This is a genomic window from Paenibacillus sp. FSL E2-0177, assembly GCF_037992975.1.
In the GTDB taxonomy this organism is placed as follows: domain Bacteria; phylum Bacillota; class Bacilli; order Paenibacillales; family Paenibacillaceae; genus Paenibacillus_AQ; species Paenibacillus_AQ odorifer.
The window spans coordinates 1,634,590-1,647,732 of sequence record NZ_CP150307.1 but is presented as its reverse complement, the minus strand read 5'-3'; the positions used below and the strand labels follow the sequence as shown (position 1 = coordinate 1,647,732).

Below are 13,143 nucleotides of genomic sequence, written 5' to 3'. Positions count from 1 at the left end.
AAACCTATGTTATTACTTAAAGTTAACTCTAAGTCAAGCATAAAATATAATTAAGACTGGAGATAGATGATGAAGACATACTCCATAAGTGAAGTTGCAGAATACTTTAATATGACACCACATACCCTGCGTTACTATGACAAGGAGGGACTTTTGCCTTTTATAGAAAGAACCCCCAGCGGGAAACGCGTTTTCAAAGAAACGGATATGGATGCTTTAAAAGTAATTGAATGTTTGAAGTCATCCGGGATGCCGATTAAGGAAATAAAACATTTCATTGAGTGGTGCTCTGAAGGGGACTCCACCTTGCAGCAGAGATATGACATGTTCTTGGAACGGAAAGCTTCTGTAGAAGCACAGATGGAAGAATTGAAAAAAACGATGGAAGTCATAGACCATAAATGCTTCTACTACAAGACCGCCTTGGATAGCGGCACGGAAGATGTTCATAAAAAAAATAACATTAAGAGTGCATTTACTCATTAAAAATGGACCTTCAAATTACAGTAAAGGCGGGGCAGATTGATCTGCCCCGCCTTTCTTAATTTGGACGCTTTTTTGCCAGCAGCTTCTCCGTAAAATTCACATCAAAAAAATGAATAATGGGTCCCAAACCAAGTGCGGACACTAGAGTACCTAAGCCTATAACGCCTCCTGCCAGGAAGCAAATCAAAGCACAAAGAGCATCCGTAAACATCCGGTGCCAAAAATAAGATATTTTCGGGACGTTATCCCTCATAATCAGGGACAGGCTGTCGTAAGGAGCGACTCCCACAGCCGATGTCTGATACAGGGATACCCCAAAACTGCATACCACCACGCCAATCGCTACGACGACCACCCGCTGCCATAACAGCTGAGGTTCGCCTAACAGAGATAGCCAAGTACTATGAAAGAACGTAGCGATATACCCCAAAAAGATTGCGTTTACAAAAGTCCCTGCTCCAATATACCTTCGTCCGGTGATGAATTCGATTACAAACAATACCAGGTTCAGCAAGATCAGAAAATTTGCATATGTTATACCCACGCACTCTGCAAGAGCCATCACCATGCCGCTAAAGGGATCATTCCCCATGCCGGACAGCTTAAAAATACTAATTCCCATGCCCAGAAATACATTGCCGATAACCATAATAATCAATCTTTTTTTATCCACGTTATAAAGATAACCCTTCATATTGCCCATCCTATTTTTCATAATAAAATTGCACCTTACAACAACCACGTCATTATATCATATATTCTATTGGTTGACGGTTATCTTTATTGATAGTATTCAATGATTTGGATAAGCAGATCGGTCAGGACTATATTGTTTTGATGGGAACTGAAAAAAACAAAAGCAACCCGTCCGCAGATAAGTCGCCTTTGTAAAACTTTAGTGTTAACGGATCTAACTTATGACTTTAAGCTCAGCGCTTAGCCTTTTAAAAATCATGATAAAGCTTCATAAGAGTATATTTCATTCCACCGGGTTCTATAAGTTAATTTCAGACTTCTCTACTTCATGCCATTGAAAAAGCATTAACACAGGAGGAATATAAATTGGCTGGCCCCAGCAATAAATCAAATCAGGTGTCAAATTCGCAAGCCATAGCTCCCCATTCTCATCTAGTTGCATTCTCCACTTTCCGCTGGCAACAACTTTTTCCTGCTCCATAAGGAAACGAGCCTCATCATATGAAACTTCAATTCCTTTATTGCGCTCTATGAAATCAAGGGCAGCTTGGTAATTACGTTCTTGCTCTTCTTCTTTTTCTGCAGTAAAAGCTGAATCGTATACCTCTGAGAAATCTAAGCCCTTAAGGTCATGGAGTTCCACTAGTTGTTTAAATGCGTCCGTTACAAAAAATTGAACGATAGCTGTTTTCTCTATTTTGAACAGTCTATAATCAACACTATCAATTACATTTGTGGTGTTAAGCAAAAACAACATCAAATCAGGATGAGCCAAGGGAAGTGTTTCGTCTTCTTCCGCAATAATTGGCTATCCGTAAATATCTCGAAAAATCATTGTACTTCCCCTTATTCTTGGTGTGCATGATTCTGGGTTCTCCTCCTTTTTTTCTCTGTATGATTGTACTGACAATAAGGTACCAAAAAATCTCCATTCAAAGAGAAAATCACGCCATTGATTCCATCGGCTGGTTCGCCAATTATTGATATTATCCCAACACTACCCAAGCAATCTGTCACTTCTCATTATTTTATTTGTGTTCAAAACTCCCCGTTCTTTGCCAATGATAAGAGTAGAAGAGTCTCCATTGCCAGCCAGCTAGAGGCCGACTCTATCCACCCCTTCAGTAAATGGTTCAAACAAATGTCTGGCTATCCGCCAGGCAAGTTTCGCAGCCGCAGCAGGATGATTTAATATAGAAAACGGCGCTGCATCAGTGCAGCGCCGCTGTACCATTTTCAAGTTTGATCACAGCATCCAACCAACCTCCCTGTAGGCCCTCCAAAGCGCCTGAAAAGATTGCGACTGTGCCAGGTGTCATTTCGTACAACGTGTCTAGCAGCAGGAAACGAATCTCGATATCCATGCCATAGAGAGGCTCATCCAGCAGCAGAAACCATGGATCAGCAAGCATCGCCTGAGCAATCATAAGCCGTTGCTTGTTGCCGCCTGACAACCGCTGAATGGGCGTTTTCCACTCGGCAGTAAGCCCGAGCCGTTCACATAGCTCACGAGATCGTTCCTCAATGGTTGCCCGTGGCATCAGCTTCATCTCACCCACATAACGCATGTATGCCTCGACGTTCATATTGTCATAGTACGCTGTCTGCTGTGGCTTGTAGCCCAGATAAGACTTGAAAGCATTCCCTGACAACGTCACGCCATGAAGCTGATAGGTAATCAGGCCGCGTACAGGCTGGTATAGACCAGCTATCGCTTTGAGCAATGCTGTTTTCCCACTGCCATTGGCGCCCTCCAGACCATACCAGCCTGGCGGCAAAGCTAGATTCACATCCCCTAGCAGCAGGTGACCATTATCTGCAAGAAGTTCAACCGCGGTAAGTTTTAGCTCAGCTCCTCGCACCACTCTCCCTCCTATCCATATTGCTTGTAATAATGCCGATGGCGCAGCAAAATACTTGTTATAACACCAAGCGCTATTGCCAGACTAACAGCAACAAGCTTGCTTGCAAGCCAGTGTTCGGACCCGTATTCGCTGAACAATTGAAATACGCCAAGCCTCTCGCCAGCGGAAAACTGGATGACGCCCACTGCGAGGACAACCGCGGTACCAGGCCATGTCCCGAAACGAAGCATTGCAGCCAGCGCTGCAAAAGCGCTCAGGCAGATCGGCAGTAATAGATCTGTGATCAGTAAAGTAGTGTTAGATCCGAATTCACCGCTGGTACCCGTCATAACGAGTATTCCATAAAACAACAGCGCTAGAAGGAGGTCATATAGCAGTATGGTTCCTATTCTGGCTACCATAAGCTGTACGGGTGTAACAGGAAAGGTCGCCTCAAGCTCACTCATTGGCGTATGCATGGATCGAAGTGAATAGGCCACACTGGCTACAGGAAGCAACAGAATCGTAAATAAAAATACATCCGGCTTGGCAGAGCTACTGAACCATTCACTTGCTACCAGCCCCTCAACGACTGCTCCTATGCCAATCATAAGCGCTGATGTAAGCCAAAACAGCCAATGCATCGTCCTTACCTGAGCTGCCATGCGTTGCATAAGCCTTACTGGTAAAGATATAGCGACAGTTGCTTGCCGCCCAGGCCTGTCATGTCTTGCCACTCGCTTGGAAGAGGGTACAGCAACCGCCCACTCAGGCTGTGTGGCATATGTGGCGGCAAGCGCCAGCAGAGATTCCGTCTGCTGGCCGCTGGGACCATCGACGGTATAGCGATCCAGTTGGCTAAATACGGCTCCGATCTGGTCATGCTCCCATCGATCCGCTGCTGCTTCACCCTTTTCCTCTAGTTGCCGCTGCTCTTGCAATTCCCTGTGCAGTTGACTGTCGCGACTAGCCTTATCGGCGCTACCGGCTCCGGATATGTAACTCATCCTGATCCTCTCCTTTCTGCAATGTATGGGCCAGTCGCCTGAACGCCCGATACAGCTTGGACTTGACCGTTCCAAGCGGCAGTTCCAGCAACTCGGCTATTTCATCCAGCTTGAGCTCCTCATAAAAACGCAAAATAACAATTTGCCGCTCCTCCTCAGGCAAAGCGCCAAGGGCAGCAATGACTGCTTCACGCTCATATTGCTTGTCTAAAAAAGACGCTACCGTATCCTTACCGCCATCTGCCGCATCATACACTCCGGTATCCTTAGCCGCTACTTCATAACGATAAGCTCCGGACTTCCATACATCACGGCACAGGTTCGTCGCAATTCGATAAATCCATGGTCGAAACCGTTCAGGCAACCGACCAGCTTGCAAAGCCGTGAATACTCTGACAAAACACTCTTGCACCAAATCTTCTGCGAGCTGACGCTTGCTGGTCAGTCGGTATAAATACGCATAGATGGTCTGATGATACCGATAGACGAACAACTCCAGCACGGCTGTATTTCCTTGCTTGTATTGCTCGAGCAGTTGCTCATCCGTAACAACAGCCCTGCTGTTCACTTGACTCTCTCCTTTCTCGCTCAGCACTATTGCCTGCACACGAGCCAACCTCTGCCTTTCCCCAATAGAAGCATACAGCAGAAAAGCAGTATTCCAGCTGCTGCAAATAATGCGATAGCGTTATGCGATTTATCTGTGAACCGGCTCACCGGCCAGACGGCTTGAAATAAATAGTACCGATTGAGCGGCATACTGGACATAAAATACTCCAGCAGCCACACCGTTGCCCCCACTCCTAGCCCGACAGCCATATTGCGCCCTAGCAGACTGCCCAATGCCGCCAGACCGCCAAGGAACATATTCACACTGAGGCTATGTTTAATTATGTAAGCTAGTTGTGCCGTACTTAAAACGATCGCCCAGCGGTCAATTGCCCAGAGCAACGCTGCTTCATAGATAACTAGCAATAGCGCAGCGACCGCTCCTCGCTCGGCGAACACGAGTAATTGTGAATATGGATAGCTGAAATGATGGGCAAAAGTACCCTCACTGAAATCATCGGCGAACAAGGCAGCACTCAAGGCAATCGCAAGTAAAGGCAGCACAAATATAAAAGCCACTTTGACATGATAAAAACCAGGAGAGGGCATCATCATTGGCAGCATGAGGCAACCAGCTGCTATCAGCGCCGCAATAATAGCTATAGCTAGCAAGTAGCCGCCCCATAGGATGCGCCAAGCATATTTTGCACGGGACAAAAGAATGAGGGCAACCTTCATTGTCCTCCCTCCATTTTCCTTTGCAAATAGCCTCGCAGAAGCGCTTCCATTTGTTCATCACTGTCCTCGATTAGCTGCTCTGTGCCAATACTGTCAAAGACAAGCTTGATGACATCGTAGACACTTTCAATACCGTACTGGCTGTATATGGTATTCATAAGGTCATAAACCTGATTCGGTGTACCGTTCAAAAAATAGCTGCTAACAGGTTCGAACAGTCGATCTGGCAGTTTCCCTCCGACCAGCTTGAGCTCGTTATAAGCCTGAAAAAAGTTATTCAGTGTATATTGGGCGTTTAAATTTAACATTCTCGCATTTCTAATCTCTCTACGTTTGGCACTGTAATCAAGCCAGTACTGCCCCGTTCTCAGTTGGATATTCCCATTTTTCCCTCGATCAATTTCCGCCCCAAAATAACTTGACACAGACACCTTAGACAAAAAGTGGACATCGCGAGCTTCCGGACCTCCAACTGATGCATCTACCATGCCAAGGGTGCTCATACTCACCATATTCAAACTATAATACGGATAATCGGCAAGTGCCATAGTAACCGTCTGGGGAAAACTCGTTGCAGCTTCTCCATCCAACTTTTTCAAAGTACGCGCCGCTTGGGCGTAATGCCTGGCTGCGAACTGTGCTGCTTCTTCGACAGAACGGGCAGGCAATTGACCAGATGCCAACAGACGCAACGTCTTGCCGTCTGCCGTCGCTTCTGCAAGTTGCAGATCGCCCCCAAATAATGTAAGTCCGCTTGCTTCATCCAGCTCCAGGCGCGTGATGGTCGCTCCCTTCTCTCCAGCCATCTTACTAGTAATGACAGAGGCGTTGGAGAACAGTTTCAAGCCACTTGGCCCTGTGATAGCAACTTCAAAGCCCGCCATAGGGCGCGGCAGTTGTGTGTCCAGAATATCTGTAGCGTGACGCCCCCATTCGTAGTGATCGGTAAGCAATTCCGATAGCCGGCTATTGCCGATAACAGGGTACCAGCCATAGAAAGCTGGCAGGAAAATCCTGTTATCGTCGACAACAGCGATCTGCTCCCATCTATCCCTGCTAGGAGCGACGGAATAATAATGCCGCCAATCATTTAGGGTACCTCTATATGTCATCTCGATCTCCAGATGCTCCCCTGGCATAACATCCGTTGCAGGCTTGATCCAAAGTACATCTGTAGCCTCTTCCCACTCATAGGCAGCAGCAGCACCGTTCACCTTCAGTTCCTGTACATCAAAGATATGTCGCAGCATGATTGGGAATCGCTCTAGTGTTGCCGCTTGTCCATTGCTTGCTTGCATCGTCGCCTGTATTTCTAACCCATGCCGCGGCAGTAATTCCAACTTCAGCTTGTAGCTGTTAATGTGTAGATCCTGGAACTTCATTCCGACAAGCAGATCTTTAATATGCGATACCGAGAGCGGATTGCTGGTATTCCCGTTTGTGTTAAGGGTGATCCGAGACATTTCCTCAATATCCGCCTCCGAATATTTACCCGCTGCAATTCCAGCAACGAGCAGTTGCTCCAATTCACGCTGTTGCGTGATATCATTGGCTGAAGTAAGACGTTCGCGATAGAAACGTTCATTGGCATCCGCAATATCTGCCCGTTCCTGCAGGTATCCGTACATCGCACTACCTGCCCATAACAATGCTGCACCTAGAATCAGCATCGTGGGATAGACCAGCCATGCCTTGACCCGTTCCCGCCTGCGTCTACATACTACAAGTAGAACAGTCATGACCATTCCTGCTGCTAAAGCTGCAACGATGCCGCGATGCAGCCAAAATGCCGGATCATATATAAATCCCCACATACGTGAGTAAGACTTACCAATATATTTAACTAGTGAATAATCGAACCAAATCTGCGTATGAGGGGGTAATGAAAAAGAAGGGCGATCGGTCTTAAAAAATTCCGGTAAAATAATTGCCAAGCTAAGCAACAGGACGAAGCTGATCAAGTAACTGTATCGCTTGCGGATAAGGATACCTACTAAGTAGGCAATTACAGTTGCAAATAACATCGGGATGGCAAAGGAAGCCAATACAGCAGAGGTATACCATTCACGCATTCCCCATGAGATGCCATCATTTACGACCAACCATACATAAGCCCCCATCGGCACGAGCGCAGCTGCTAACGGAAGGGTTACAGCACAGAGCAAGCGTGCAGCCTCCATTTCCCATGTTCGATACGGAAAGGTAGCCATCATGGTTGCTGTCTTCCATTCTTCATCCCGCCGTGCTATCGCTGTTGCCAGCAAAGGCAAAATAATGAGGGCTACAAGGCAATACACCTCAGAAATATCCATCACGTATACCGCACGATCCAATTTGGCATCGGCGGTCTGAAACATCAAATACAGGATGCCGACCACAGTTGCCAGCATTAGATACAAGCCTGGGCCACGCAGCAGTAGCTTGCACTCTGTTTTGTAATAGCGAATCAGGCTCATTGGCTATTCCCCGCTCTCATGACCGCGATATATCCGTCCTCAAGTCCTGCCTTTGCCTGGACTGCTCCAGGTAATGGGGCAGAACTGGCAAGAACACGCGCCTCATAGCCGGCTCCTGAACGCTTTGCAGTCACGATGGCTGCAGTTTCTTTGAGCTCTGCAAGCTTCTCATCACCCACTTGGACCGTCCACACTTGTCCCTGCACACGCTGGAGCAATTGTTCTTGCGTACCGTGAAATACGATGCGCCCTCCGCTCATAATCGCCATACTCTTACAGTTATTATCAATATCGGCGACGACATGTGTAGACAGTAGCACAGTACGATCTTTACCCAGCTCAGTCAGCATATCACGAAATCGCATGCGTTCTTCGGGATCAAGCCCTGCCGTAGGCTCGTCCACAATAATGAACTGCGGATCACCTAGCAACGCCTGGGCAATACCGATGCGCTGCCGCATCCCGCCAGAATATTTGCCTATACGCACATGGCGCTTCTCCTCCAGATTGACTCGGCGCAACATTTCGGCTACTGCTTTCCTCCGGGCTTTTCCATTTGTAATGCCCTTCATGGACGCGACATAATCGAGATATTCTGCGCCTGTCAACTTGCGATATACGCCAAACTCTTGTGGCAGGTAGCCAAGCAAGCCACGAATTTCACGTTCATCCCGCCCTTGCAATGTCCAATTTGTACATCCCCTGATGTTTTCGGTATTACTGTTGCCAATATTTGCATCAATGTTGATTTTCCCGCCCCATTGGGACCGAGTAAGCCGAACATACCCGTACCCAATGTCAGGTTAATTCCGTTCAGTACTTGTTTACTGCCATATTTTTTGCACAATTGCTGGATAACTACATGCATCATTACCTGCCTCCATTCGTACTTGGCCAACTACCGTGCGCACGAGTAGATTGTCGAACAGTATAACGACACTCCCTTCTAAAAGTTTAAAAAACAGGTGATTTTTAAAAATAATAGTATCCTTGCGCTGCCAATATGACATTTGTTCGATGTGTCTACTACGACAAAAAAACCTCCAACCCCGTATATGCGGCTTCGGAAGTTATTCATTAACCTGCATTTCGCAGTTACTCTAAGTACAGAATCCCAAAATCACAGCTTCTATGAAATTCTGGTTTGTTCGAATGAACTTTGCTCCATGTTCCAAAGTGCGGATAAACCGTTTCATCGCCGCACTTGTAAAAGTTTCCTCTTATCCTTTTTCCCGGCACTGCCCGAAAATCCGAAAAATAAGATTGTACCCATGCCCATGAGATCGAAAAGCTTAATTCCCAATACGCTTCCCCTTTATCATTAATCTGATCCGTGGTGGATAGGACTTGGAAAAGTGCTGGATTGATAGTGATTGGGAAGCGATCATACCGATCCGCTCCTATCTGCAAGAGAATTGCGCCATTCGCATTAAATTCGAAATTCATATAGCGCTGGTCCGAATCCGGAGTAGGCTGAAAAAAGAACTCGATGCAGCTATCCTTATACACAGGATCATTCATGTTTCTATATGTTCGTATTGGATTCTGTTCGTAAACCTTAAACTGAAGCTTCAGATCCTCCTGACTGTAATTTAATCTTGCTGTAACGACCGGGTTATATCCTTTAAGCCATTGATACTGTTTAATGATCTGGAAATCTTCTGTAACTGAAACATCCGTCTGATTTATCAGGCGGGAAATCACTAAGGTTTCTAATTTTCTTTCCATGGTTCATTCCCTTCGGTTGGAAATCCCACTAGGCTAACACAGCAAAACAACCCTATTAATTAACTTGATTATTTAGACCCGCGACTTACCGGTTTTCCAATACGCAGTCTCGATCCCCGAAATTTCGCACGGCCGTCTGCCGTTACCTGTATTGGCGGATGATGGAACTGCACACTCTATATCCCCTCGGGCGCATCCCCCACTTCCCGATCGATGGTCAGATCCCCCCGTATCCGTTCTCCTGCAATGCGGCGAAATAGGCGTCGAAATCTACCTTCACCTCGCCGAATGGAACCTCCCGGAATATGGCTCCGGAGCTTACTAGCCCTGCAATCCGTTGATGATCCAGCGGGTGGTACCCGACGGCACCGTATACATCCCTCAGTTCGACTGACTGATGTCGGCTGCCGTACTTTGCATGGGTGTGGACAATTTATTCCTCAGCAGGTGTACACCATGCACCGGTTCATCCCCTGTTACCATCACCATGTTGGTCAACCCTTATTTCGCGCAAGGTAACGTAATTCCTTCATGGATCGCCCGGTCGGCTAAGAGAGCGATCTCCATCGCCCGGCAGGCTTCCTCCATTGCCGGTATAGGGGGCAAGTTGTTCTCCAGCATGGACAGGAAATAGTCCAGCTGGGCACCCGTAGGCTTTACGGAGAAGTCCATATTGATCTGCCGGACCGCTCCTTTCTGGTAGTCTTCGACCTCGATCAGATTCCCCAGATGCTGATCCTCTCGCGGTCGTTCGTTCTTGTATATGATGCGAATCCGGCCTGCCGGTCCGATAAATTCCTTCCGGTTATCAGTCGGAAGCCCCTTGCCCCACCCTGTCTCAAAGTAGCCGATGGAGCCGTCCGACAGACGGAGGGTCATGAGTCCGTAATTGTAAGTATACGGCGGGACTTCTTCGTAGAGACGCTGCCCGATCCCATTGACGCTTACTACGTCCGCCCCTGTAGCCCAACGCATCACATCGATATAATGGACGCCGCAATCCACGATCGGCGAGACGTCCCGGAGCAGGGATAAGTGGGAAGCCCAATTTTTGGAGGGCTTCAATTGGGATAGCCGGATGACCAAAGGGAAGCCGATGGCGCCCTCCCGGATCATCTTCATAACCGCCTGGTACGTAGTGTTATGGCGAAGGATGTGACCGATCAGCACCTTGGTTTTAGCTCCACGGGCCAGCTTCATGAATTCCTGTGTTTCCCGTGCATTGCCCGCCATCGGCTTCTCGCATAGGATATGCTTCCCTGCAGCGAGACAATCTTTTGCGATCCCCAGATGGGAGGACGGGTACGTGGCGATAATGACCAGATCCACATCATCACGCTCTATCAAGACCCGGTAATCCGTGCTCCAACACTCAGCTCCGTATTGGCTTGCCACTAAGGAGGCCCTGTCCCGGTTCCAATCCGCCACGCCGATCAACCGGACCCGCACCTGTCGTGATATCGCGTCCAAGTGGAGAGAGCCCATATAACCGCAGCCTATCACGACCGCCCCGTACCTTTTCATGATGCATCCATCCTATCCTTCTCACTCGCGGAGGTTATTTTATGTTGATCCAAGCTCCTTGTTGGGAGAAACCGAAGTCTCCTTACAACGTCTAGTCTTCTTGGGCATTGATGATTTACCATTCTTCATGCATATACTTCTCTTACATTTGTACAATACCGGACTACTACAGAATAACCTGCATCTTGTTATGATACCTTGTCACCTTTATTATATAAGAATGATGGATATTTTTATTTAGCAAAGAAAGCTACTTTTTGCACGATTCCGTTATTCCTTCTAATTCTATGTAGGGGAGGGGCTCGGTTCATAGGTTCTTTCTTCTATCGCTTGCCGCAAGGTCTGCCATTTTTGTACGATGTATGCGGAACTTCAACCCTATAGATCGCCAATGCTGGGCGCACATAAAAAAGCAACTCCCTTTTTGCAAGTCGCTTTTAAAACACTCTATAGTGAATCTTAAGTTATTATCTACTATCCTCACCGCTTCGCCTTATAAAACTCATGATACAGCTTCAGAGCCAAGGATATCGATAAGTGTAATTTCATTACCTTCCTTGTCCGTCCCAATTGGATCATGCAGAGATACATCTTTACGAGTTTTCTTGAGCGAACGCAGGTGCAACAGGATTTCGTTTTCAATACAACGAGCAGCAAATGTGGCTAGTTTGGTTCCTTTGTTCGGACGATAGCTCTCAATAGCTTTTATCAGGCCGATGGTGCCGATGGAGATCAGATCCTCCATGTCTTCCCCAGTGTTATCGAATTTCTTGAGGTTGTGGACACGATACGATGTCAAAATCCACTTTCTTGATAGAAAAGCGTTGATAGAAGTATGAAGGTTTTACCGGATGGATGGCTCTTTTTTTTGTTATTCATTGTCCTTTTTTTAATAGTCACTTCGTTTTCTTAAATTTTCACTTGATATCAACAACTTAACAGTTGAAAGACATGATATTTAACATAGTTTGAGCATGTTTACAGTCACATCCGGGAAAGAATTAGCTGTGTTACGATATATCTTATTACTCTAGAGGAGTATTAATAATGTCAACAACTTGCAAAAGAGGTGTGTAATTGAAACTTCCAACAATCCAATTCGGACATATTAAATCGAGAGTTCCTGTTATTCAAGGTGGAATGGGTGTAGGCATATCCTTAAGTGGACTAGCCGCTGCTGTAGCCAATGCAGGCGGGATCGGCACCATCTCTGGTACAGGGATCACTCCTGATGAGCTGAGAATGCATATTCGCAAAACAAGAGAACTCTCTAAAGGAAATGGCTACATCGGTGTGAATGTACTATTCGCAGTGAAGGACTTTGCCGAAAAAATGAAGATTGCTTTGGAGGAGAGGGTTGACTTTATTATTTCCGGAGCCGGAATTTCTAGAGATATTTATGCTTGGGGTAAAGAATATGGTACTCCTGTCGTAACTATTGTTTCATCCGCCAAATTAGCCCGAATTTCCGAAAGACTTGGTGCCTCCGCAGTCGTTGTGGAAGGGTTCGAAGCTGGAGGCCATTTAGGTACAGACAGATCCATGTTTGATATCCTTCCTGAAGTCTTAGAGGCCGTTTCGATTCCTGTTATTGCTGCGGGTGGAATTCTAACAGGGGATGATATCGTAAAAGCCCTTCGGATCGGCGCATCTGGTGTTCAAATGGGTACCCGTTTTGTGGCTAGCCTTGAGTGTGATGCTCCCTTAGCCTTCAAGCAAAAGTATGTAGATGCTCAGCAAGGAGATACTGTCCTAATCAAGTCTACTGTGGGTCTAGAAGGTAGAGCGATTCGGAATGAATTTACGGACCGGATCAGTGATGATGCCAAATTAAAGATAGTCAAATGCTATAATTGTCTAAAGGTTTGTTCACATCGCTTCTGTACAATGGAATCCCTGCTCACTTCCCTTAGAGGAGATGTTAAGAACGGATTGGTTTTTGCTGGGTCCAGAGTTCATGAGATTAAAGAGATTTTGTCCGTACAGCAGATTATCGACAATTTAATGGATGAGTATCAATGGGCATTGAACCCGACAACTTAAGGTTGTTATAAGATTCAAAAGCACGATTAACCACTTAAGCAAGCTTGGGATTTCCGAGCATAAGTGGTTTTT

The 13,143-nt window shown here is 46.6% G+C and carries 14 protein-coding genes and 1 pseudogene; 2 read left to right on the top strand and 13 right to left on the bottom strand.

Annotated elements, in window-relative coordinates; all coding sequences use genetic code 11:
* Positions 1-69 precede the first annotated feature (69 nt).
* The gene (locus MHI25_RS07355; protein WP_340395182.1) at positions 70-486 is read left to right on the top strand and encodes a MerR family transcriptional regulator; all 417 of its coding nucleotides are present in this window, start codon (positions 70-72) and stop codon (positions 484-486) included.
* A gap of 55 nt (positions 487-541) precedes the next feature.
* On the opposite strand, the gene MHI25_RS07350 is transcribed toward MHI25_RS07355, so the two are convergent.
* From MHI25_RS07350 to MHI25_RS07290, 13 genes and pseudogenes are all read right to left on the bottom strand, one after another.
* The gene (locus MHI25_RS07350) at positions 542-1,201 is read right to left on the bottom strand and encodes a hypothetical protein (RefSeq protein ID WP_248547753.1); all 660 of its coding nucleotides are present in this window, start codon (positions 1,199-1,201) and stop codon (positions 542-544) included.
* 279 nt (positions 1,202-1,480) lie between these two features.
* Positions 1,481-1,939, bottom strand: a complete 459-nt coding sequence (locus MHI25_RS07345) for a hypothetical protein (protein ID WP_340395181.1) — start codon at positions 1,937-1,939, stop codon at positions 1,481-1,483.
* Positions 1,940-2,393: 454 nt separating this feature from the next.
* Positions 2,394-3,044, bottom strand: a complete 651-nt coding sequence (locus MHI25_RS07340) for an ATP-binding cassette domain-containing protein (protein WP_076302147.1) — start codon at positions 3,042-3,044, stop codon at positions 2,394-2,396.
* A gap of 11 nt (positions 3,045-3,055) precedes the next feature.
* Entirely contained in the window at positions 3,056-4,033 is a 978-nt protein-coding gene (locus MHI25_RS07335) for a hypothetical protein (RefSeq protein ID WP_076137953.1), read from the bottom strand.
* Positions 4,008-4,601: an RNA polymerase sigma factor gene (locus MHI25_RS07330; protein WP_076125358.1), complete on the bottom strand. Its 594-nt coding sequence runs from the start codon at positions 4,599-4,601 to the stop codon at positions 4,008-4,010. Before MHI25_RS07330 ends, MHI25_RS07335 begins: the two co-directional genes overlap by 26 nt.
* A gap of 26 nt (positions 4,602-4,627) precedes the next feature.
* A complete protein-coding gene (locus MHI25_RS07325; RefSeq protein WP_076302149.1) occupies positions 4,628-5,320 on the bottom strand; it encodes a hypothetical protein in 693 nt (230 codons plus the stop codon).
* A complete protein-coding gene (locus MHI25_RS07320) occupies positions 5,317-7,776 on the bottom strand; it encodes a hypothetical protein (protein ID WP_339172229.1) in 2,460 nt (819 codons plus the stop codon). The genes MHI25_RS07325 and MHI25_RS07320 overlap by 4 nt, the downstream gene beginning before the upstream one ends.
* Positions 7,773-8,426 carry an ATP-binding cassette domain-containing protein gene (locus tag MHI25_RS07315; RefSeq protein WP_340395659.1) on the bottom strand — a complete coding sequence of 218 codons (654 nt, stop codon included), beginning with the start codon at positions 8,424-8,426 and terminating at the stop codon, positions 7,773-7,775. Before MHI25_RS07315 ends, MHI25_RS07320 begins: the two co-directional genes overlap by 4 nt.
* Positions 8,381-8,647: an ATP-binding cassette domain-containing protein gene (locus MHI25_RS07310; protein ID WP_340395180.1), complete on the bottom strand. Its 267-nt coding sequence runs from the start codon at positions 8,645-8,647 to the stop codon at positions 8,381-8,383. Before MHI25_RS07310 ends, MHI25_RS07315 begins: the two co-directional genes overlap by 46 nt.
* 224 nt (positions 8,648-8,871) lie before the next feature.
* Entirely contained in the window at positions 8,872-9,504 is a 633-nt protein-coding gene (locus tag MHI25_RS07305) for a carbohydrate-binding family 9-like protein (RefSeq protein ID WP_076098916.1), read from the bottom strand.
* A 501-nt stretch (positions 9,505-10,005) separates the two neighbouring features.
* On the bottom strand, positions 10,006-10,620 hold the full coding sequence (locus MHI25_RS07300) for a Gfo/Idh/MocA family oxidoreductase (protein WP_249267684.1): 615 nt from the start codon (positions 10,618-10,620) through the stop codon (positions 10,006-10,008).
* A gap of 256 nt (positions 10,621-10,876) precedes the next feature.
* Positions 10,877-11,035 carry a hypothetical protein gene (locus MHI25_RS07295; RefSeq protein WP_248547758.1) on the bottom strand — a complete coding sequence of 53 codons (159 nt, stop codon included), beginning with the start codon at positions 11,033-11,035 and terminating at the stop codon, positions 10,877-10,879.
* 498 nt (positions 11,036-11,533) lie between these two features.
* Positions 11,534-11,857: pseudogene (locus MHI25_RS07290) on the bottom strand (sigma factor); the annotation flags it as partial.
* Between the two features lie 248 nt (positions 11,858-12,105).
* Between MHI25_RS07290 and MHI25_RS07285 the strand changes: the two are divergent.
* Complete coding sequence (locus MHI25_RS07285) at positions 12,106-13,071, top strand: nitronate monooxygenase (RefSeq protein ID WP_280752622.1); 966 nt, start codon at positions 12,106-12,108, stop codon at positions 13,069-13,071.
* Positions 13,072-13,143: the final 72 nt, after the last annotated feature.